This window comes from Ruminiclostridium josui JCM 17888 (genome assembly GCF_000526495.1).
GTDB classification, from domain to species: Bacteria; Bacillota; Clostridia; order Acetivibrionales; family DSM-1351; genus Ruminiclostridium; species Ruminiclostridium josui.
On sequence record NZ_JAGE01000002.1, the window covers coordinates 624357 to 647000 of the forward strand.

A 22644-nucleotide genomic window follows, 5' to 3' on the forward strand; every position below is an offset into this window, starting at 1 on the left:
TCACATCTATGTCACATTAACAGTAATCTGTCTTATTTTTTCAATAAGTCCTTCTACATCAACATCTGTATTTATACAGGGCCCATTTGGCTGTTTATTAATAATTCCAATTACTGGTATACCCTTAATATCTGAGATACCACTCATCAAATCTCTTTCACATGCTACAGATATTATAATTCCCGGTTTTGCTTTTTTTACAATATTCCTGGCTACTGTACCACCTGTTGCCACAAACAAGCTTATTCCATTTTCTTTTGCAAATTTCAGAAGTTCTCCAATTTTACATTTACCACATTGCCTGCAAAGCTCAGGGTCTGAAGTCACCTTAAGTCCACATTGGCTATTTTGAAGGCAGTGTGGAAGAAGTATCATAATATCTTTAGGATTATACTTTTTATTATATGATTCCACTACAATATTATTCAATTCTATATAAAAATATCTTATACTCTTTTTTTCTATGCTGTTTGATTTTGCAAACAAAACTGCTACAGGCATTAAAACCCGTAACCCTAGTTTAGTCAGTGCCAAAGTTAATCCTGATGCTTTTTTCCTTTTGACTGTATGAATAATGGCCCCACTCATAACAGCCAAGGCACTAATACAAAAAACTACAGCCATAATCAATATAACCAATATGGCACTATAAACATCTATAGATGCATTTACGTAAGCAACTCCAAATAATATCAACAGTGATATGAAAACCGTCAATATTATAATCAAAATACGTAAAAATGCGTTAACATTAGTGTCCAAGCTTCTCACCTATGCTAATTTTGTGTCCTCTCAAATAATCGCTGACTTTCATCCTTTTAGACGAATCAAATTGCAGCTCATTTATCAATATGTAGCCATCAGAGCATTTTACCTGTAGTCCGTTATCATCAACCTTGACAATTTCTCCAGGACAATGACTTTTGTTATTTTCCAAGTTTGAAATAGAGGTTTTCCAAACCCTCATTTTGCTTTCATTTAAATATGTGTACGCCCCCGGCCATGGATTTGTTCCTCTTACAAGGTCATGTATCTGTTGAGCTGTTTTATTCCAATCGATGTGCCCTACTTCCTTTGTAATTATAGGAGCATATGATGACAAGGAATCATCCTGTGGCTTTCTTACAAGTGTACCATTTTTAAGCTCTATAAGAGTTTCTTTTAAAACTTGGGCTCCTAAAACAGCCATTGCATCATGCAATTCACCGGCTGTCATATCGCAGCCTATTTCAATTTCCCTTTTTAAAAGCATATCTCCGGTGTCTAGTCCCACATCAGTAAACATAGTAGTAATACCAGTTACTTTTTCACCGTTTATAATTGACCACTGAATAGGGGCAGCTCCCCTGTAAGCAGGCAAAAGAGAACCATGTACGTTTATACATCCTAATGGTGGTATATCAAGCATTTCCTTTGATATAATCTTCCCATATGCAGCAGTAATTAACAAATCTGGAGCTAATTTCCTGATTTCTTCAACAAATTCAGGTGTCTTTATTTTTTCAGGTTGTAGAACTGGTATACTATGCTCCAGTGCAAATTCCTTAACAGGCGGAGCCGCCAGTTTCTTACCTCTGCCCTTTGGTTTGTCAGGTTGAGTAACAACTGCAATAACTTTATAACCTTCATTTATTAGCATTTCAAGACTGGGCACTGCAAATTCAGGTGTACCCATAAAAATTATCTTCACTAATACTTCACTCTCCTAAATAACCTTGGTATATCTTAACCTAATCTTTTTTATTTTTTCTCATTTCTTCAAATTCTTTTTCAGTGTACATCTTATATGCCTTATCTTTATATAAAATTCCGTCCAAATGGTCTAATTCATGACATATGGCTCTTGCAAAAAATTCATTGGCTTTGATGGTTATACTTTCGCCGTTTCTGTCAGTATATCTCAAAGTAACGTTCATGGGGCGCTTAACCTTTCCTGATAACCCTGGGATACTCAGGCAGCCTTCAATACCATCCTGTTCTCCGCTTTGCTCTAGAATAACCGGATTAATCATCTCATATAATCCATCACCCACATCTATAACAACTATTCTCTTGAGAACACCAACCTGAGGAGCTGCCAAACCTACTCCGTCAGCTCTGTACATAGTATCTGCCATATCTTCTAAAAGAGATAATATTTTTTTATCAATAGTTTCAACTGGTCTGCTTATCTTTCTTAATACTTCGTCCCCATCTTCCCTTATTTGCCTGTAAGCCATAAAAAACCTCCAATTATATATATCTTTACTATTATAGCATATTATAAGGATTTATATCTATTCCCATGGTAACATCTTTATCCTTGTTATTTTTCCAAAACCTATCACCCATGTCTGATAGTCGTTCAATAAGCAGCTCTATGTCTCTTTCCTTTACAACAAGCCTCCAGCGGTACTTGTTAGCAATCTTAGGTATCGGACATCGGGAAGGTCCAAGTACAAGAGTGCTTTTCGAACACTCTTCACATAGAAGAGGTTTAACACTTTTGGCAGCCTCAAAAACACCTCTGTCTCTTCTGCCTGAAAAGGTAACCACTGCAATATTTGTAAACGGAGGATAATCAAGTCTTTTACGAATCATGATTTCCTGTTTATAAAATGCCTTAAAATCATGGTTACATGCTGCAAGAATACTGTACTCATCAGTATTATATGTTTGTATGATTACACGGCCTCCGATATCTCCTCTTCCAGCCCTGCCGGAAACCTGGGTAAGAAGCTGGAAAGTCCTTTCAGAGGCTCTGTAGTCCCCGGCATTAAGCATACCGTCCGCCGCAAGTACTCCTACAAGGGTAACATTTGGAAAATCATGTCCTTTGGCTATCATCTGTGTGCCTACCATGATATTTATATTTTCATTTTTAAATCGGTTCAATATTTCCTCATGTGCATTTTTGTAACCTATGGTGTCCATATCCATTCGTATTACCGAAGCCTCTGGAATGCGCTTTATAACTTCTTCTTCAATCTTCTGCGTTCCTATACCAAAATACCTGATATTTTCACTATTACAGGATGGGCATAGTGAAGGATTCTGTACAGTAAAGCCGCAATAGTGACAAATCAATCTTTTAGTTTTTGAATGATAAGTCAGCGCAATACTGCACTCTGGACATTTCATAGTATAACCACAATTTCTACAAATTACAAAAGTTGAAAATCCTCTTCTGTTAAGAAACAAAATACTCTGCTGATTGTTTTCCTTGTTCTTTATAAGCTCTTCTAACAATCTGTAACTAAAAGGCGTCTTATTTCCGTTTTCAAGTTCGATTCTCATATCAACAAGCTCAACTTTTGGCAGTACTGCAGTTTTCGGTCTATTTTGCATTTCCAGAAGGTTAATTTTCCCTGTTTCAGCACTGTAATATGTTTCAACAGAAGGTGTTGCCGAACCGTATACAAGCAGGCAGTTGTTAATTTCACATCTCTTTCGGGCAACGTCCTTTGCATTATATCTAGGAATAGATTCAGACTTGTAGGAACCCTCATGTTCTTCATCTATAACAATCAATCCCAGATTTTCCAAAGGAGCAAATACCGCCGACCGTGCTCCTACTACCACATCTACTTTACCGTCTCTTATGAGCTTCCACTGATCAAATCTTTCACCCAGAGACAGTTTTGAGTGAATTACAGCAACTCTCTTTCCAAATCTTGAGACAAATCTTTCTACCATCTGAGGTGTCAGTGAAATTTCCGGCACAAGTATAATAGCCTTTTTCCCTAATGAAAAGCAGTGGGAAATAAGCTGAAGGTATACCTCTGTCTTTCCACTTCCTGTAATACCATGAAGCAATGTTTCCTGAAAATTTCCGCAGTCAAGCTGTTTCTTTAAAAACGTCAAAGCACGTGCCTGATCCTCTGTAGGTGATAGCGGTTCCGTCTTTTCATAATGCTTATCCTTAAGAGGATTTCTTTTAATTTCAAGAGTCTTGTAGCTTATGTATCCGTGTTTGCTAAGAGTATCAAGCACTGAAGTTGTGACACCGGCAAACCTTTGCATATCACTAACCGATACTATTTCATTATCAAGAAGTATCTCAAGAACTCTTACATGTTGTATTCTCTTAATCTGGTTGTTTTCAAGTTCATCTATTATCTCAGAGGTTGGTCTTGCAAGACTTACAGCTTTAACAGTCTTTTTATTAACCTTCTGCTCATAACTTTCTTCAATCAAAACTGCTCCGGATTGGCAAAGCTCCTCTATAGCCGCCTTAAATCCTTTTATGTTACAAAGACCTCTAAGTTCTTCATACTCACATTCTCCTCCGCAATCTGAAAGAAGCTCTAAAACCTTTTTTAGACCTGACTTTTTAAAATCTTTATGAAAATCATTATTAATTTTTATATTCTTAACTGTTTTTACACTTATCCCCGGAGGCAACATACATTTAATAATGTCTGAGTATGTACATATATATCTTCTTTTCATCCATTCCAGAAGCTGTATACTGTCATTTGTCAAAAGGGGATAAGGCTCTAATATTTCCTTTATTTCCTTATACACAATAGGCTTATCTTCGTAAATCAAAGGGTTTGTTTCCAGGACAAACCCTTCTCTTACCTGCTCTCCGCTACCGAATGGAACAAGAACTCGTAAACCTTTAAAAATCTGTCGAGACATGTTTTCAGGTACACTATACGTATATTTTTTATCAAAAGTTCTGGTTGTATTGTTTAGTACCACTGATACAGTTGTTACTTTCATTATGTCGACTCCATATTACATTTTCTAAAGAACCACTCTATTATATCAGATATGCAATTTATTAATCAAATCAGCAAGAATGTCTCTAGCCTCTCCTTTTGGAAGGTTTTCTATTTCTCGGAAAGCCTTCTGCCTATACCTTTGTATGTAGTTTTCGGTATATTCCATCCCCCCTGAAGAACATATCAGAGAAATTATATTATGAAGTTCTTCATTTGTCTTATTATCACTTCTCCAGTAGTTCTCTACCTTTTCATATATTTCTTTATTATTTTTGCAAGCATATATTCCTGGAAGAGTTAGTATCCCCTTGGAAAGGTCATTAAAGACAGGCTTTCCCCATTCTTGATCATCATTTTTATAATCCCGGTAATCGTCAATCATCTGAAACATAACTCCGTAGTAAAAGCCCAGTTTCGAAAGACTGTTTGTAATACGTGGATTACATTTTGCACATGATGCACCTAATGCGCAAGAAGCCGCAAAAAGTACTGCGGTTTTTCTTGAAATTCTTTTCAGGTATGAAGGAACTGACAAGTTCATTACATACTTATCTCTGTATTGGTCTACTTCGCCCTCACATATTGTCTTAACAGCTTTAGCTGCTATTGTCAACTTGTTTGCAGGAGCAATTCCCGCAAGCATCAAAAGTGCCTTAGTATACAAAAAATCACCGCAGTAAATAGCCATATCTCTTCCGTATTTTTTGTATACTGTTTCTCTGTTTCTCCTATATGGTGAGTAATCCAAAACATCATCGTGTATCAGTGTAGCAGTATGAAGAAGCTCTATAGCACTTGCAAGCTTAATAAGCTTGTCCTGTTGTATCTTACCGAAATATGATGAAACTATAACCATTGCTGGTCTAAGTCTCTTACCTCCTGCCCCCACCGTATCGGTAATGGCCTGAACCAAAAGCTGGTTTTTTGAAGTAACGTTAGTGCGTAGATTTTCTTCGACTTTTTTGATATCATTGTTTAACCTTTGGTTTTCAAAAAACATAATTACCCCTTATAAATTTGATATAATATTTAACTTTTTCAAAGCTCTAACAAAAAAGGTGCTGCATATCCCTACAAAAGTCCCCATAATAATTCCGGACAAAAGCAATACAGGTAAATAGCCTATAACAGACAAATCACTCATTATAAAGCATGCTACCAATATCTGCCCGATATTATGTGCTATTGAACCGGCTATGCTGATTCCAATCAAGCTTAACCACCTCTCCAAATATTTTAACATTATCCACATAATCAGTGTACTCAAAAATCCTCCACATATGCTAAAAGCAAAAATTACCGGCCCTCCCATAAACAGGGATGATAAAACACATTTCACCAAAACTATTGAAATACTATTTGATAGACTAAAAAAAATTAAGGAAACAATAGTTATTATATTTGACAATCCAAGCTTTATCCCTGGAATACCAACAGGAACTGGAAACCATGACTCAATAATTGACAATACCAACGCTTGAGAAGTAAGAACAGCCAGTAGTACCATTTTCTTTATGTCAACATTATTTTTTATATATAATCTCACTTTACCACTCCATCCACATTTTGATTCTTATCTTGCTCAAGCTTAATAATTATTTTATTAGGAAGACAAACCGCTATTTCTCCCGGTTGGCTGAGCCAGCCGGTTTTCACACAAATCTTATCTGGACAATCTGATTCAAGAAAGCAAATTCTGTTTTTTTCTGCTACAATAGTTGCCTTATGCACTCCTGATATATTAATCACTTCTCGTTTATTCAGACTGGTTAGATTAATTCTTCTAATTACTTTGTCATTCTTTTTTATTATTGCTGTAATACCTATGTTATCAACTGGGATTCCACTGGTATTGCTTAAACTGACTGCATCTTCCCTGCCAAAAAATACAGCTGACAAAATGCCAAGAACTATTACCAGCAAAAGAATTATGTCACCCTTTTTCAACATACGTAAACTCCCCGCTTTCATCCTGAAAATCAAAGTACCTTCTTAGGTTTTCAGTTATATAAACTTTTTTATCTTTCGTAATGAATATAGCGTCAACACCATGGAGTTTTTTCAATAATTCTTTTGACTTGTTTAACCCCATGACAAAAGTAGCTGTTGACAAAGCATCAGCACTAATGGAACTATCCGTAACAATGGTTGAACTAATCAAATCCGAATTACTAGGCCACCCTGTTCTGGGGTCAATAATGTGGTGATATCTAACGCCGTTTTTCACAAAAAATCTTTCATAGTCGCCGGAAGTCACTACTGTTTTATCAGAAATCCTTAAAATACCAATATATTTACCGTCTGCAGCTCTAGGATTTTGAATTCCTATTTTCCATGGTGTATTATCCGGTTTATTCCCCACTACATAAACATTTCCTCCAAGGTTTATGTAAGCTGATTTTATTCCGTCTTTGCGACAAATTTTAACTGCCTCATCTGCAGCATAACCTTTAGCAATAGCACCAAAATCTATCATCTGTCCTTTTATAGGAAGCCTAAAAGTCTTTTTTTCTGGGTCAAATTCAATAGATTTATAATTCACAAGTTTTAAAAGTTCATTAATTCTGCTCTGTGTAGGAACATGCGGATCATCAGTAAAAACCCCCCATTCTTTTACTAAAGGTCCTACTGTTATGTCAAAGGCACCCTGGCTTAATTCAGAAAAATGTTTAGCAGCACTTAAAACATTATATATATCATCATTAACATGAAATACCTGTGATTCCCCTGAATTAGTATTAATCCAGCTTAAAGTACTTGTATTAATATTGAGAGACATATTTTCTTCAATGCTGTTTAGTCTTTTGATAATTTTATTGGCAGAACTTTCAGCATTACTGCCATAAATTTTTTGGGAAATTATGGTGCCCATTTGAAAACTCTCTTTTTCAACGTAATTATTACTTTCATTACTTTTTGAACATCCGTTTAGATAAAAAGAAGCTATCAAAAAGAATAAAAATATTAAAATACGATTATTTTTCAAACAACTCACCCCCATAATAGTTATTGATAATGAATACAAATCGGGCAAATTATACATTATATAAACGTACAGATTTATTTATAAATGTTTCCCTTAAATTTCTATTTTTATAACAAAAACAGGAGATATAATTATGTCAAGAAAAATAATAATCGTAGGTGCAGGTTATGCAGGAATAGAAGCTGCTTTATACCTTCAACGAAAAAAGAAAAAGAAAGATGATTTGTCGATTACGATTATAGATAAAAATTCGTATCATACACTGTTGACAGAGCTCCATGAAACTGCCGGAAACAGGATAGATTCAGATGGAGTTATTGTACCCCTTAGAGATATATTTCAGTACACAGATGTTAAAATAGTGAAAGATGAAATTATTAAGTTTGATATGGAAAATAATACCATTTTATCAGCGAAAAATAAATATGAGTATGACTATCTCGTATTAGCCTTTGGAAGTGAGCCGAATTATTACGGTATACCCGGAATGAAAGAATACAGTTACCCTCTCTGGTCATTTAAGGATTCAATCAGAATTAAAGAGCATATTCTGGATTGCTTTGAACTTGCTTCTCAGGAAAATGATGAAACTAAGAAAAAATCCCTTTTGACCTTTGTAGTCGGTGGTGGAGGTTTTACAGGCGTCGAGATGATGGGAGAATTGGGAAGATGGGTTAAAAAGCTTTGTATTGACTACGGTATTCCCCGTAATCAAGTAAGCCTTTATCTAATAGAAGCATTGCCTAAAATACTTACAATACTAAATGAGAATAATGTTAAAAAGTCTATGGATTATCTTACTTCTACTTTGGGAGTTAATGTGCTTCTTGAAAGTGCAATTACAAAACTTGATTCTGAGAAGGTGGAACTCAAAGACGGGCGCTCAATAAACACACGTACCCTTATTTGGACTGCTGGAATAAAAGCATCCTCTTTGACTGATGAAATAGATACAGAAAAAAATAGAACTTCAAGAATTGTTGTTGATGAATACACTAAAACACCTTTTAAAAATGTATATGCAATAGGAGATGTATCTGCTTTTACCTATGAAGATAAAGTTCTTCCTCCTCTTGTAGAGTCTGCACTGCAAACAGGTGAAAATGCAGCTATTAATATACTCGCTGATATCAGAGGCACTGAAAAAGTTAAACTAAAGCCAAAACTGCATGGTGTCATGGTTTCCATCGGAAGCAATTTTGCCGTTAGTGAAATAATGGGAAAACAACTGCCTGTATGGATTTCGATACTATTGAAATACATGGTAAATGTTCATTACCTGTTTGGTATCGGAGGATTTGAACTTGTTTTTAAATATCTTAATCATGAATTAATGAAAAAAAGACATAAAAAATCCTTTTTGGAGTACCATTATACCCGTAGATCCGCTACAATATGGCTTGTACCTTTAAGATTATTCCTGGGTTATACATGGTTTATAGAGGGATATAATAAAATAAAGGAAGGCTGGCTGACTTCACCAATGCTTGCAGGTTTGCCAGTTGATGGTGCTTCCAGTGCCTCAATTACGGAATCAGGAGAAAAAATATTCCGAATTGTTTCCTCCCATACTCCGGAGTGGTACGCATGGGTAGCAAACCGATTAGTTATTCCAAATGCTCTTTTCTTTCAAATTATGATAGTACTAACCGAAGTGGGGCTTGGACTTGCATTTATATCAGGAACATTTACATTTATAGCAGGTCTGGCCGCAATTGCTTTAAACATAAATTTTCTTCTTTCAACAGGCTTATACGATACAAGCTGGTGGCTTATCCCTGCTGAAATAGCTATGTTGGGAGGTGCTGGAAGAGTATTCGGTATTGACAGTTACCTTATACCAGCATTGATGAAGCTCTGGAGATACCTTGTAAGGCGTAGCTCATAAATCAAAAACCATCACACTCTGTTTCAAAAACTGAAACAATGTGTGATGGTTTTTGGCTTTATATATAATTTTAATCTTCTGTTGAACTTTCGTTAGAATCACTTTCATTTTCATTATTTTCTTTAGCAACTGGAGGTTCAGATACTTCCATTTTAGAGACTGAAACCTCATAAGCTGTTTTTGTCAAAACTTCTCCTGACTCAAGCTTTTTTTGGTACTCCCTACTTTGGATTCTTCCCCATATCTTTATATTGTCTCCTACAGACAGATTTTGAGAATACCTGGCATTCCTGCCCCAGGCTATGCATGGAATATAGTCTGATTTATTATATGGTCTGTTAACCGCCACAAGTATATCTGTTATTTCCCTTCCAAAAGGGGTCATTCTATATATGGGTGACTTACATATATAACCGTTCAAATAAATCTGATTAGGATTTTTTATTCTTTTATCTTCATCAATAAATATGATTTCCCTTGCAAAAACAGTAAGCACAAGTTTATTTGACTCACTTTTATAGCTGTTATATGATCTGAATTGACCCTCTATTTCCAATAATGCGCCAATAACAAGCTTCTCCTTTGGAACCAGACGTTCTGAAAATGTAACAGATATTTTATCACTGCTTTCACTTAATCTGGGTACATCTAAATGAAAAGAATAAAATCCTTCTCCATATACCTCATGACTATATTCAACCTCCGAAATTACTCTTCCTGAAATGGTCACTACGTTATTTTCTATTACATTTCCGACCATTTACCCCCCACTCCTCTCTTTTGCTGTTGTGTCTCTCTTTTTAGTTTATCTAATGTAATATGTATTCCAGAAGAATACGATTTAGAATATCTTTTTCTTAGTTTTTTTATTTTATCCATAAGAATGAAGGTGCCATAAAAGCTGTTGCCAAAATAATACAATCATTATATATTATATTACAAAAAAACTCAAAATGAAATCATTTATTCTAGAAAAATACATTTGTTTTGGTTGAGTTTCTCTTTGTGAATCATACCTTTTGATTTCATTTCATATTTTTATATTATTCTTAAAGATATGCTTTAATTTTATCATGATTTTACATAAAGTGCTATATTTTTGTATGTTTGGTATATAAGTACTAAAAGTTTACCCACGCAGAAAAGCCTCAAGCTATATAAACTTGAGGCTTTAAGATAAATCTGGTGCATGTACTTGTCGTTTAATGGATTGACCGCTTCTTGTGCTTTCCTCCCATTACTTCCGATACATCATTTATGGTAACAAAAGCATTTTCATCTTTATCGTATATAATTGATTTAAGCTTTGAAACCTCCAGCCTTGTTACAACAGAATATAGTATTGTTTTTTCATTATGGGAAAAGCCGCCTCTTCCATCAAGAAATGTAACTCCTCTTCCAAGTCGTGCTGTGATTGCTTTAGCAATTTCTTCACCGCTTTCGGATATAATTATCGCGGCTTTTGTTTCATCAAGACCTTCTATAATAATATCTATGACTTTATAAGCAATAAAGTATGCTATAAGAGAATACATTGCATGATCCCAACCAAAGACAAGACCGGCACTGCTTAAAATGAATACATTAAAAAACATAACCATTTCGCCTACTGAAAATGATGTACGTTTATTAATGATTATTGCCACCATTTCTGTACCATCAAGAGAACCACCGTATCTAATTATTATACCTACTCCAATTCCCAGAATTATACCTCCGAATACCGAAGCAAGTAAGATGTCACTTGTAAGCACAGGTATGGAATGAAATACTGACACCCAAAAAGAAAATGATAATACTGCAAATAATGATGAAAAAACAAATGTTTTTCCTATCTGTTTATATCCTAGAAACAAAAATGGAATATTAAGTACAACTAAATATATACTTACTGGTACCTTAGTTAAATAACTTGTAATTATCGATATACCTACTATCCCACCGTCAATGATATTATTTGGTATTAGAAATATTTCCAATCCTGTAGCTGCTAAAATCGAACCGATAAATAGAAATATATATCTTTTTATTTCTCTTTTTATATGATTTTTTCTTGTCATTGACTCACCTCTCTAATTTATTTATATATTAAGCTAACTTTATATAGAACTTTACTTATTATTACTTCCATGAAAATAATTGGGAATTGTCTGCCTTATACTTTTTCGATGGTCAAATGGCTTGTTATGTTGTAAGGGTTTCGTTATTAAATAATTAGTAAACATAACAACATTACTATTTAAGGTACTAACCCTGAACGAATTTTTCAAATTTAAAAACTTATCATTTATTTTATTAATTACAGGCTTAGAGATATAAAGGTTTTTAGGTAATAATTGATTACGAGAATTGGAAGAACATTTATTATTAATATAAATAACATTAGGAAATATTTGTATTATGAAACTTATAAATAGTATAACTAAAGCAGTTCTCCAAATTCCCTTCTTCACCTAATAATTATCCTTTCATTTGATTATTATTTCAATTTCCATATTTAAACCTATATTTATTATATCATAAATATACTGTATAGTTTTTTAAAAAATATAAATTATTAATTTTTAGTCATAAAATTTAATTAAATAAGCCAAAATAGTAAGTTAAGCAAACATCAGCTGAAAAGTAAAAACTCCTTTTTTAGTTGAATTTTCAACCAAAAAAGGAGTTTTCTACTAACTATTTATTCACTTTGAATTGCATTCATATCATAAAGCAACCAAATTATAAGCTTGTAATCTTGCCTAACAAATACTTCTTTAAAATTGATAAATCTAATGCATCTACTGCATTATCATGGTTTACATCTGCAATTCTAATTGCATCCCCCGATAAATCACCCATTCCCAATAAGTGCTTTTTCAGCAATGCATAATCAATAGCATCCACTTTTCCATCCATGTTTATATCTCCCATTAGTACATCAGGAGTATCAGATATGTTGAGAGATGCAGCCAGAGCATAAATCAATGCACCATTCCAATTAATTGCAATTTCATTGGTCTGGTAACTATCCTGATCATCCTTCCAATCCTTGGCTCCTGGCCAACCTCCACCTACTAAGTATCCGGGCCAGGGGTCTCTCAGGGAATCACCACCCGAACGTCTGTCATGAGGGTACATAGGGGGGTTTAGTCCAAGTCCTGTAACGAAGGAACGATTATAATAGTTTCTGCCAAACAGAAAGTTCAATGCATCAAGAGATGTATTAACATACTCTGTCTTTGGTGATAATTTATTTGCAATATTGAGAATCATGGTCTGGCGTGCCACGGTACCATTACAGCCCCAATAATAGGTAGTTCCCAGTGGCCTAGCATAACCATGTTGATCTGCAGTAGCAACAATACTATCTGCTGCTGAAATTAATGCATTCTTAATTGTATTATACAGTGTAGTATTTTTTCCGCTTCTTTCAGACAATAGGTATGTAAACATTCCTAGATTATTTACATTTCCCCAATCGAAATCAACGTCAATTTTCTTTGTAAAGTAGTTTGCACTGGCTTCAAAGTCTGCCAGATAGCTGCTGTCACCAAGGGTTTCCCACATTTCAGCAGCAGCCCACAGTCTGTCGTCGGTATCTGTTGTATTATATTCGCCTGTACTGAAGCCGTTTAGGTTAGGCATTGTATTTCCAGGATTTGCTTTCAAAAAAGTATAGCTTTGTTTAGCAGCATTTATACATTTATCAGCATATGCTTCGTCATATGGTCTGAATATCCTTGAAGCCATTGCCATCATAGCAACAAAGTCTGCTGTTGCAGCACTTCCCCACGAAGTAAAAAACCTGTCGGTAGTTTCTTTTTCAGGTAGCACAAAATCACCAAAGTCTTTTGTAGAAAGTTTATGGCTTACCTTTCCGCTTCCATCAGGATATTGCATAGTCAAAAGCCAATCAGTCTCATATTTAAGTTCATCTAAATAGTCTGGCATTGAATTATTACTCTCTGGCATTGTTAAGGAAATATCTTTTATCTGATCTTTAAACTGCTCCCATGCAATAAACATTGAACCTAGAGTAATACCAGCATTAACAACATATTTATTATAATCCCCGGCATCGTGCCAACCTTTTCTGCCTTCTTTTATGCTATGCTGTCCATTAATATAATCAGTATATGCGTCTTTTGTATGACAGGCTTCATGAGAGTATACATTTCCGTTATAGGTGGCGGATACTGCTGTTCCACAGCGCCATAGATACATTCCAAGCATTGCTGTTTTAAAGGGATTGAAGTAAATATTGGGATCAATTTTGAAGGTTACACTCTTGCCTATTCCCGGCACAATCAATATGTAGCTTCCTTCCGATGTTACCTGCGAAAAATCAGCAATACTAATTTGCTCATTGGTATCAGAATTAAAAGCTGTAGTTGTTTTACCAGTAAGAACAACAGTTCCGTTTGAATTTACTACAATAAAATCGCTGGATACACCTGCAATTGTTGCTTTCTTCTCGGCTGATGGAATATAGCCGATAGAGTTGAGACGTATGCGAGAATCCTGCTGATAATCTCCGGGAGATATACTTGCAGCAGAAACATTTTGGTAAAAGTTCCCAGGTATTATACAGCCAGATATTGCAAGAATTCCGCTTATGACAAAACATGCAATTCTAGCTTTTACTTTTTGCTTTCTATCAAAATTTATAAAATTCATTCAACCTACCTCCTAAATTCAATCTCTATAAAAGCAAAGGGAGCTTCGCTTGCTACTTAGCTAGTAGTTTTGCTACACTCCCTGTTACATCTATTAGTTATACTGCTTGTGTCAAAATTATTTTCTTCAACTGAACATAATCTATTGCATCAACTGTATTGCTGGCATCAATATCTGCTGCTTTTAAAGCATCTCCTGTAAGTGTTTTAATTCCCAACAAGTGCATTTTTAGTAATGTCAAGTCCAAAGCATCAATTGTTGTATCGTTATTCAAGTCACCCAATTTAATTGTTGGGGTTGGGTCAGGAGTATTTCCACCTGGTGTAGTTCCATCAGGCTCGATACCACCAACTAGAACACCATTGTCATAAACACAGATATTGTCTGCCCTTTCAGGTGTCCCTTTCCAGCTGTCTTCAACAACCTTTAATCCCTGATGGCTCCAGTCATCAGTAGGATCCCAGTAGTTTTGCCAAGCATATGTACCTAAAGCAAACTGATATTTCTTGTTGGAATTTGCAATTACATAACCAGGCCATTTTACTTCTACATAATAAATCTTATCTTTATAGAGGTGTGGTCCTGAAAGTTCAGCTGCATAATTTGTTTCTGCTGCCGTCTGATCGTACAACTGTCTCAGTTCTATTTTGTTAGGGTCAAGTGATGTCATTCCTGTAGAATCAAAATAGTATCTAACAGAAATATTTTTTGAAGTTTTTGTAACATTGGATTTTACATATAAAGTTACTTCAGTTGCTTTTGGTCCGTCAGATTGTGCTATATCAACACAGAAACCTTCAACCCAGTATCCGGAACCGGAAGGATCTTCAGGGTCCTCTTCAACTGGCGGTGGTGGGAAATTCGGTGTAACCTGCATTGATGAGTTTCCAAAATATCTGTAAATACCCGCACTTGCTCCAACAAATGCCGCATTATAGTCTATTGTTACTTCATTGTATACATAATCTGATGTAATATCTATATGATTGTCACTGGCATCAGGACCACCAACCAATGCACCGTAAAGAACATACTTTTGAGGTCCAGTTCCTTCTGCAGTAGCATATCCTGATGAAGCTCTGTGGTGTGGATATTTTACTGAGTTATCACTGTATCCAACTACATAACAACGGTTCAGCGGATTGTTGCCTAACAGGTAATCCATCTGCGATTTAGCCCACTGGCTGTATTTTGAAGGAGTATCTCCATGGTGCTTATCATAAACAAGAGCCATTAACTGGGTAGCTGTATTGTATCTTGCAGAACCCCATTGATTTAAGAAAGCATATCCGCCAGGTGATACTGTAACATTTTTGCCTGTCATCCAACCATCCACTAACTTTTCTATCTGACTCCAAAAAATAATTTCTTCATATGGACTCTTATTTGTTAATGTTTTGTATTTATCTTCCAATACTTGTCCGTCTTTATCAATTAAATCATTTATTTCAGCAATAATACATGCAGTACCTGCCCAAACATCGTTCCAGCAGTGTGTCCAACATGAAGGTGCATAATAATCAAATAACTTTAGTGCTTCTTCAAGATAGTGATCATCCCTTGTTGCTAAGTACAGCCATGACGCAGCCCAACAGTAATCATCCTGCCATTTAGATGATCCATAATAGCCTTTAGGTCCATCTATATTTACTGATTTGTCTGGACATCTTTCTGCAAACTGAAAGAGTGCTTTAGCATATTTAAGGGATTTTTCTGCATATTCTGGGTCTTCGTCTTTAAAATTCATGTAATTGACAGCAAGTGAAGCTGCTGCTGCAGTCACACAATCAGTTGAAGGCATTTCATCAGTAGCAAACCAGCCTCTTCTGAACATTTCATCAACTTCAGGTGCTTGCCAGTATGCATGGTCCACGTCTCCATCTCCAACCTGGTAGCAAAATGCTATAGCCTTACCGGTTGAATCAAGGAAAGTACATTTCATAAAGTAATCATTAAAATATCTCAATATAGTTTTGATATGGGTATCCTGTCCTGTTGTAACATACTGATCTCTGAATTCATAGAATCCCCATCCCAGAGTTGAACCTGAATATGCTTCAGGCATTCCAAATTTAACATGGTCACCTGCATCATGAAAACCACCGGAAACATCAACCATTCCGTCTCCGTCAGGATCCAGCACACTCTTGTTTTTACTTATAAAGCTGCTTGTCATATTTGTATTTGTTGGATCTAGAGGGAGTTTTGCATCATAAGTATGGCAGTCATTTCTCCATGTGTATTGGTTATTTTCGCCAACTTCTGTACCACACATATTTGCATCATAAAAATATTGTGAGTACTGTAATAGTTTTGCATAGTTATAATCTGTACCTGCTGCACTTACATTCATCACAGTGAATGAAGTTGCAAGCATAGCAAGGATAACAATGCTCATTATAGAAGCTCTTGCTACCTTTAAAAACGTAACTTTTTTCATATTATATCTTCCTTTCTTTAAATAGAAAAAAATCAATTACTTTCCACTGGCGGGAAAGCTGGAAATTTCACCTGTCAGAAATTTTTTCATATATACAAAATCTATAGCATCTACAGAACCGTTGCCGTCAACATCTGCTGACTTTATACTCTGATTGTTGTCTAATATACATTTTTTTAATAAAGCGAGATCTATTGCATCGATTAGTTTATCTTCATTTAAATCACCATACAAAATTGTCGGATTATCCCCGTCTGTGGGGAATGGGTAAGTTTCAAGATCAGGAAGCTCGTCCAGAGTAATACAATAATCACTGGTATACATTTCTTTTAGCCAATCAACGGGATTATTCTGCTCTCCTGTTAAATGCCATCCATACCAAGGGCAGAAATACAACCAGCCGGCCATCTCATTTGTAAGATTAGCAACCCGCGGAATTGTATCATTTTCACTCATGGCAACAAGCTTCTTACCGTTAGTAAGCTTAACCATATTATAGAATGTTGAAGAAATAGCACTTCCGTTTGGCAGTCCATCCTTGGCATTGTATTTATCATAACCAAGAATATCAACTACATCATCACCTGGGTACCATTTTGAAGATGTGTCATATGTATAAGATGTCCAAACCCATATAATATTGTTTAAATGATATTCGTTTGTAAATTTGTCGTATAACAACCTGTACAGCTTTACACAATTCTCAGGGCCTTCAGCCCCCCACCAGAACCATCCTCCTTCTGCTTCATGGAGTGGTCTGAAAAGTACCGGAACATCAGCATCCTGCAGTTGTTTAAATTTTCCTGCCATAAATTCAATATCATTAAGCAATGCGGTATTTTCGGCAGTTCCCGGTGTCAGAGCCTTTGATATACTGAAAGTGGTGCTTTCGGTATAGAAGCTATTATCGGCTTTTTTGCCGATATTTCCGGGTGAAAACCAATGCCAGCATACTGTTGGTATACCACCTTTATTTTTGTACCAATCAATAACACGTTCAGCACAAAGATCATCCCACAACAAGCCGTTGCCTCTGAAATTCATAAAGTCAAATCCTCTTATTGCAGGCATCTTGCCAGTTTTCTCCTTAATGTAGGTAAACTCAGCCTCTGAAGCTTCATAGTTGTGGGACCCGCAAAGTTCCTGCTGTCCTGAAATGATATGTTTTCCATAAACGTCAACAAGATAGCTCATAAGTGCTTTTGCTTCTTTTGTAGCATTAGGGTTTACCAACTTTTTTTCAACTTTTAGGGCTGTAATACTTTCATCTGCCGGCTTAACAATAATGTAGTCAAAGAAGGTATATCCCCAGTAGCTTTCAAATTGGATATTGTTTAGTCCCTTGTTGAGCTTGACAATTCCTGCAGACATTTCCTTCCAACTTAGTGTGTAAGGAAAGCTAACCTCTCCCTGATTGGAATCGTTGATATTCAGGTACTGTATTTTCTTAGTTTTGTCATATGGTTGTGCATACCGTACAACTAACTCATAAAGTCCTGCCTGGTCAATGTCAACATTAACAGAAGTACTTGTCCCCTTCTGTCCAATGAAACTGCAAGTTGCACCACTAAGGTCAAAGGTTAAACCATCATCAGTTTTTCCTACATAGTCAGTATGAATTTCAGCATTATTGTGAACGCCGTTTTCAAATTCATATTTTATACCTTCTACTGACATGGCATTTGCAGGAACATTTGCAGCTGACATTAAAGGTATCAGTGCTGTCAATGCCAATACTAAGAAAATCTTTAGAAAATAATTTTTATTCATGTTTAATCCCCTCCTTTCTATAATTTAAATTTTAACTACTTTATGTCATTTTACATAAATGTCATAAAATAGCTTTATATACATATATTATTACATTTTCGCGGTTCTTACAATTGATTAAAATAGTAATTTTTTATAATAAATTAGAGGATTTTGGAAGTCCGGTGTTAAATTATATATAGTGGGTATTTTTAACAACACTATTATGCCGCATAGCGGTCGAAACAGGAGGTAAAAATGTATAGGAAGTTTGTAAATGCACTTGTTATAATTGCATTAGTATTAACGTCGCTGGTACCGGCCGCAAATACTTTTGCAGCAACTACAAAGACCACCACTACGGATACATATGTTGCAAAGGTGGGAACTGATAAGATTTCAAAGGAAGAATACAACTTTTTCCTTAGGGATGCAATTTCAATGATACAAAGTTATTATGGCTCCTATAATGTTGATTGGAATGCAAAGATTAACAATATGACAGCATCTGAATATGCAAAAAAACTGGCTCTTGACAATATCGTAGATTTTAAAATTCAACTTGCAAAGGCTAAAGCTGCAAAAATAACATTAACTAAAGAGGAAGCGGATGAGTTCAATGCTAATATGAGTTCATATTTAAATGCTCTGGCATCAACATCTGCAGAGCAAGAAAAAATTATTAAAAATGAAACTGGATTTACTCTTAATCAATTCATAAGTTTTTATAACAATGCATACATAGTAAGAAAATTTGCTTCGCAAACACAAAATAATTACAAATGTACTGATGCTGAGCTTAAAAAGTTCTACAATAGCAACAAAGATAAATTTTACAAGGTAATTGTAGGACATATATTGTTCCTGAATACAGACGAATATAATCAATACTCTCCCGAAAAAGATGCAGAAGCTAGAAAAAAAGCAGAAGACACCTTAATGAAGGTAAATGATCCCAATACCAATTTCCCCGCACTTGTAAAAGAGCTTTCAGAAGATCCAGGTTCCAAAGAAACTGGCGGAAAATACACTGTAATGAATAACAACCAGTTTGTACCGGAATTTCAGGACTGGGCAATGGATACATCAAAAAAAGTCGGTGATACCGGTATAATTAAAACCTCCTATGGCTACCATGTAATGAAGCTTATGAAGATTTATTCATTTACACAATTAAAAGATGAAATAAAAAGCAGTTATATTACTCAAAAGTATGATGATGATTTAAGCACTTGGAGAAAAGATAAAAATTATAAAGTAGTTAAAAACGACTCAGTGTTCAATGCAATAAAAGTTCCATAAATAACTGTAAATTGGGCTATTGAATGTACATATTATGTCCAGAACAATAGTCCAATTTTTTGCGTATTATAAAGGAGCATCGCTTACCTTATTTAGGTTTACGACGCTCCTTCTTAATAATGGCACAATACTACTAGAAAGTAGTTATTACACCTAATATTAACTTTTTCATTAACGCGAAATCAAGAGCGTCTACTTGACCATCTCCGTTAACGTCAGCATTAGAAAGAGGCGTTCCTGAAAGTTTAGTAGCACCTATCAAATGTGATTTTAGCGCTGCAAAGTCTAATGCATTAACGCTTCCATCAGCATTTAAGTCACCTTTTACTTCAGGCTTAGTTCCTCCATCAATATTAATTGTCATAGCAGTAACATCAGCTCTACCGCTGCTCTGGTAACCTTCAACAACGAGAGAAACTTCATACATCTTACCCATTTTCATGCCCATCTTTTCCCACGCCTTGAAGTGTTCGCTTACAGATATGGAACCGCTTGTACGCTTTGATGTTCTAACGCTCCAATACTGCTGAAAAGTTGCAGTACCTTTAATTGATGGTTGGTTTACACGAGTAGTCTCATAAACATCATATGTAGCGCCATCAACAGTAATGACTCCCTTTGATTGAGCTCCAGGTGGTCTCCAACTACCCCAGCTTTCAATGATGTAATACTCTACCAGAGGACTGCTTGTCCATCCATAGACAGACAAGTATGAATTACCTGATGGCTGGTAATTACATGCATAGTCCAATGTGATGTTTCCAAGTTCCTGGTGAGTCTGTGTCTCATTGTACTTTTTACCGGTACGGAATAATGCATTATTGATATTACTCCATGAGCAGCTGAATTTACCACCACCATTTAGAGTCATACTTGTATTACCACTATCCTTCCACAACTCGTAGTCGTATCCGTCAATGGTTCCAGTCTTATTCTCAGTAATGGTTGTTGCTGCCTGTACGTTTAAAGCAAAGGCACAACATGCAATTGATAAGCCCAAAGTCAGAGCCTTCAATAATTTCTTTTTCATTAAATTTCCTCCTTTCTTTTAAAATTTTTGTTACTTTTCCAATTATATCATAATTTGCATTGTTTATCTACTATTTGGTGCATTTTCCACAAATAAAGTTGAATTTTTTTCGAAATATTTATGAATTATTTCTATTTAATTCCACATTTTACAATTCATATAAACCTATGTCTCCATGAGTAGCTTAATGTCATCATCTACTAATCCAATCCCTGCAATGCCAAAATTATCTACAAGAAATTTTGTAACGTTGGGAGATAAAAATGCCGGCAGTGTGGGACCAAGATGAATGTTTCTGACACCCAAATACAGCAAGGCAAGAAGAACCAATACTGCTTTTTGCTCATACCATGATAGATTATACACAATCGGAAGGTCGTTTATGTCCTGAAGTTCCAATACTTCTTTTAATTTCAAAGCAATCATTACAAGTGAATATGAATCATTGCACTGTCCTGCATCTAACACTCTTGGAATTCCTCCGATGTCTCCAAGGTCTACCACTTGTTATATCGATATTTAGCACACCCTGCCGTAAGAATAACCGTGTCCTTTGGAAGCTTTTTGGCAAATTGGGTGTAATACTCTCTGCTTTCCATCCTTCCGTCACACCCTGCCATTACGAAAAACTTTTTTATGGCTCCTGTTCTGACTGCGTTAACTACTTTATCAGATAAAGCAAAAACTTGATTATGTGCGAATCCTCCAACTATATTTCCTGATTCAATCTCTACTGGTGGTTTCAGAGTTTTTGCAAGTTCTATTATTCTTGAAAAATCTTTTTTTCCATCACAATCAGCCTCTATATGAATACAGCCCGGAAAGCCTGAAATGCCTGTAGTAAAGATTCTAGATTTTACTTCCTCGTTAATTGGCGGAACTATACAGTTTGTGGTAAAAAGGATTGGACCATTAAAAGAAATAAATTCCTCTTCTTGCTTCCACCAAGCATTACCGTAATTACCGGCCAGATTATCATATTTTTTAAATACTGGGTAATAATGGGATGGCAGCATTTCACTATGTGTATATACATCAACCCCTGTCCCTCTAGTCTGTTCAAGAAGCTGTTCTAAATCAGTCAAATCATGGCCTGATATGAGAATACCCGGATTCTTTCTTACTCCTATATTAACTTTTGTTATTTCAGGATTACCGTATTGAGAAGTATTCGCCTCATCTAAAAGGGCCATTGCTTTAACACCTGCCTCGCCTGCCTTCATAGCAAGAGTAACAAGGTATTCAACGGTAACCTCTGTTTTCAAGGTTGCCTCCAGTGCTTCATAGATAAATGCATAGAGAACTTCAAGCTCTCTTCCAAGATTCAATGCATGATAAGTATATGCAGCCAGTCCCTTTATTCCAAATAAAATAAGGTTTTTCAGAGACCTGACATCCTCGTTATCCTTGGGTATCATACCGACATATGACGCCTTATACACCATATCGTTTAAGGTTTCTATTTCAAATGTGGCCGCATCGTGTAAATTTTCTACAGATACTTTACTTCTTAATTCATTTCTGATAGAAAGCATTTGATTAATTTTTGTTATAATAATATCATCATCGAAATTAGCATTTGTTATTGTCATAAATAAACTCTTTATAACTTCGTGGTTAACATAAGATAAACTATTGATATCAAGTTTCCCTTTAATAACAATTTCCGAAATTCCTTTAAGCGTATATATTAAAAGATCCTGCAAATCTGCAAGGTCTTCACTTTTGCCGCATACACCACCAAATTCACAGCCTTTGTTTCTGCCAGTCTCCTGACATTGGTAGCAAAACATGCCCATGACAAACCCTCCTGAATATTAGTCTCTTGATTTAATACTATAATGATACAAGAAAACTATTTTGAGAGTTGTTGCAAAT

General features: G+C 35.5%; 15 protein-coding genes and 2 pseudogenes. 2 read left to right on the forward strand and 15 right to left on the reverse strand.

The window, feature by feature from the left end:
- Positions 1 to 6: 6 nt before the first annotated feature.
- The 8 genes from K412_RS0119075 to K412_RS0119110 are packed head-to-tail and all read right to left on the reverse strand — an operon-like array spanning position 7 to position 7695.
- A complete protein-coding gene (locus K412_RS0119075; protein WP_024834565.1) occupies positions 7 to 762 on the reverse strand; it encodes a DUF116 domain-containing protein in 756 nt (251 codons plus the stop codon).
- Positions 752 to 1690 carry a methionyl-tRNA formyltransferase gene (gene fmt / locus K412_RS0119080; protein ID WP_024834566.1) on the reverse strand — a complete coding sequence of 313 codons (939 nt, stop codon included), beginning with the start codon at positions 1688 to 1690 and terminating at the stop codon, positions 752 to 754. The genes K412_RS0119075 and fmt overlap by 11 nt, the downstream gene beginning before the upstream one ends.
- Before the next feature lie 40 nt (positions 1691 to 1730).
- Positions 1731 to 2219, reverse strand: coding sequence for a peptide deformylase (gene def / locus K412_RS0119085; RefSeq protein ID WP_024834567.1), 489 nt, complete (start codon positions 2217 to 2219; stop codon positions 1731 to 1733).
- A gap of 31 nt (positions 2220 to 2250) precedes the next feature.
- Positions 2251 to 4707: a primosomal protein N' gene (gene priA / locus K412_RS0119090; protein ID WP_024834568.1), complete on the reverse strand. Its 2457-nt coding sequence runs from the start codon at positions 4705 to 4707 to the stop codon at positions 2251 to 2253.
- Positions 4708 to 4752: 45 nt separating this feature from the next.
- The gene (locus K412_RS0119095; protein ID WP_024834569.1) at positions 4753 to 5709 is read right to left on the reverse strand and encodes a polyprenyl synthetase family protein; all 957 of its coding nucleotides are present in this window, start codon (positions 5707 to 5709) and stop codon (positions 4753 to 4755) included.
- Positions 5710 to 5718: 9 nt separating this feature from the next.
- Positions 5719 to 6255, reverse strand: a complete 537-nt coding sequence (locus K412_RS0119100; protein ID WP_024834570.1) for a Gx transporter family protein — start codon at positions 6253 to 6255, stop codon at positions 5719 to 5721.
- Positions 6252 to 6659, reverse strand: a complete 408-nt coding sequence (locus K412_RS0119105) for a NusG domain II-containing protein (protein ID WP_024834571.1) — start codon at positions 6657 to 6659, stop codon at positions 6252 to 6254. Before K412_RS0119105 ends, K412_RS0119100 begins: the two co-directional genes overlap by 4 nt.
- Complete coding sequence (locus K412_RS0119110) at positions 6643 to 7695, reverse strand: FAD:protein FMN transferase (RefSeq protein ID WP_024834572.1); 1053 nt, start codon at positions 7693 to 7695, stop codon at positions 6643 to 6645. Before K412_RS0119110 ends, K412_RS0119105 begins: the two co-directional genes overlap by 17 nt.
- 133 nt (positions 7696 to 7828) lie before the next feature.
- Here K412_RS0119110 and K412_RS0119115 point away from each other — a divergent pair, with 133 nt between their 5' ends.
- Entirely contained in the window at positions 7829 to 9583 is a 1755-nt protein-coding gene (locus K412_RS0119115) for an NAD(P)/FAD-dependent oxidoreductase (RefSeq protein WP_024834573.1), read from the forward strand.
- Between the two features lie 70 nt (positions 9584 to 9653).
- On the opposite strand, the gene K412_RS0119120 is transcribed toward K412_RS0119115, so the two are convergent.
- From K412_RS0119120 to K412_RS0119140, 5 genes are all read right to left on the reverse strand, one after another.
- Positions 9654 to 10343: a single-stranded DNA-binding protein gene (locus K412_RS0119120; protein WP_024834574.1), complete on the reverse strand. Its 690-nt coding sequence runs from the start codon at positions 10341 to 10343 to the stop codon at positions 9654 to 9656.
- A gap of 442 nt (positions 10344 to 10785) precedes the next feature.
- On the reverse strand, positions 10786 to 11643 hold the full coding sequence (locus K412_RS0119125) for a YitT family protein (protein WP_024834575.1): 858 nt from the start codon (positions 11641 to 11643) through the stop codon (positions 10786 to 10788).
- A 664-nt stretch (positions 11644 to 12307) separates the two neighbouring features.
- Complete coding sequence (locus K412_RS0119130) at positions 12308 to 14245, reverse strand: glycoside hydrolase family 9 protein (RefSeq protein ID WP_024834576.1); 1938 nt, start codon at positions 14243 to 14245, stop codon at positions 12308 to 12310.
- A 97-nt stretch (positions 14246 to 14342) separates the two neighbouring features.
- The gene (locus K412_RS0119135) at positions 14343 to 16685 is read right to left on the reverse strand and encodes a glycoside hydrolase family 9 protein (RefSeq protein ID WP_024834577.1); all 2343 of its coding nucleotides are present in this window, start codon (positions 16683 to 16685) and stop codon (positions 14343 to 14345) included.
- A 36-nt stretch (positions 16686 to 16721) separates the two neighbouring features.
- Positions 16722 to 18455: a glycosyl hydrolase gene (locus tag K412_RS0119140; protein ID WP_024834578.1), complete on the reverse strand. Its 1734-nt coding sequence runs from the start codon at positions 18453 to 18455 to the stop codon at positions 16722 to 16724.
- A 237-nt stretch (positions 18456 to 18692) separates the two neighbouring features.
- On the opposite strand from K412_RS0119140, the gene K412_RS0119145 reads away from it, so the two are divergent.
- On the forward strand, positions 18693 to 19736 hold the full coding sequence (locus K412_RS0119145; protein WP_024834579.1) for a peptidylprolyl isomerase: 1044 nt from the start codon (positions 18693 to 18695) through the stop codon (positions 19734 to 19736).
- Positions 19737 to 19872: 136 nt separating this feature from the next.
- On the opposite strand, the pseudogene K412_RS0119150 reads toward K412_RS0119145, so the two are convergent.
- A pseudogene (locus tag K412_RS0119150) lies at positions 19873 to 20766 on the reverse strand (glycoside hydrolase family 11 protein); the annotation flags it as partial.
- A gap of 165 nt (positions 20767 to 20931) precedes the next feature.
- Positions 20932 to 22565: pseudogene (hcp, locus tag K412_RS21210) on the reverse strand (hydroxylamine reductase).
- Positions 22566 to 22644 lie beyond the last annotated feature (79 nt).

What these genes read in the sequence shown, in the direction of transcription:
- def (WP_024834567.1), bottom strand. Translation starts at nt 2,219, where the DNA reads ATGGCTTACAGGCAAATAAGGGAAGATGGGGACGAAGTATTAAGAAAG.
- priA (WP_024834568.1), bottom strand. Translation starts at nt 4,707, where the DNA reads ATGAAAGTAACAACTGTATCAGTGGTACTAAACAATACAACCAGAACT.
- K412_RS0119095 (WP_024834569.1), bottom strand. Translation starts at nt 5,709, where the DNA reads ATGTTTTTTGAAAACCAAAGGTTAAACAATGATATCAAAAAAGTCGAA.
- K412_RS0119105 (WP_024834571.1), bottom strand. Translation starts at nt 6,659, where the DNA reads ATGTTGAAAAAGGGTGACATAATTCTTTTGCTGGTAATAGTTCTTGGC.
- K412_RS0119115 (WP_024834573.1), top strand. Translation starts at nt 7,829, where the DNA reads ATGTCAAGAAAAATAATAATCGTAGGTGCAGGTTATGCAGGAATAGAA.
- K412_RS0119120 (WP_024834574.1), bottom strand. Translation starts at nt 10,343, where the DNA reads ATGGTCGGAAATGTAATAGAAAATAACGTAGTGACCATTTCAGGAAGA.
- K412_RS0119125 (WP_024834575.1), bottom strand. Translation starts at nt 11,643, where the DNA reads ATGACAAGAAAAAATCATATAAAAAGAGAAATAAAAAGATATATATTT.
- K412_RS0119130 (WP_024834576.1), bottom strand. Translation starts at nt 14,245, where the DNA reads ATGAATTTTATAAATTTTGATAGAAAGCAAAAAGTAAAAGCTAGAATT.
- K412_RS0119135 (WP_024834577.1), bottom strand. Translation starts at nt 16,685, where the DNA reads ATGAAAAAAGTTACGTTTTTAAAGGTAGCAAGAGCTTCTATAATGAGC.
- K412_RS0119140 (WP_024834578.1), bottom strand. Translation starts at nt 18,455, where the DNA reads ATGAATAAAAATTATTTTCTAAAGATTTTCTTAGTATTGGCATTGACA.
- K412_RS0119145 (WP_024834579.1), top strand. Translation starts at nt 18,693, where the DNA reads ATGTATAGGAAGTTTGTAAATGCACTTGTTATAATTGCATTAGTATTA.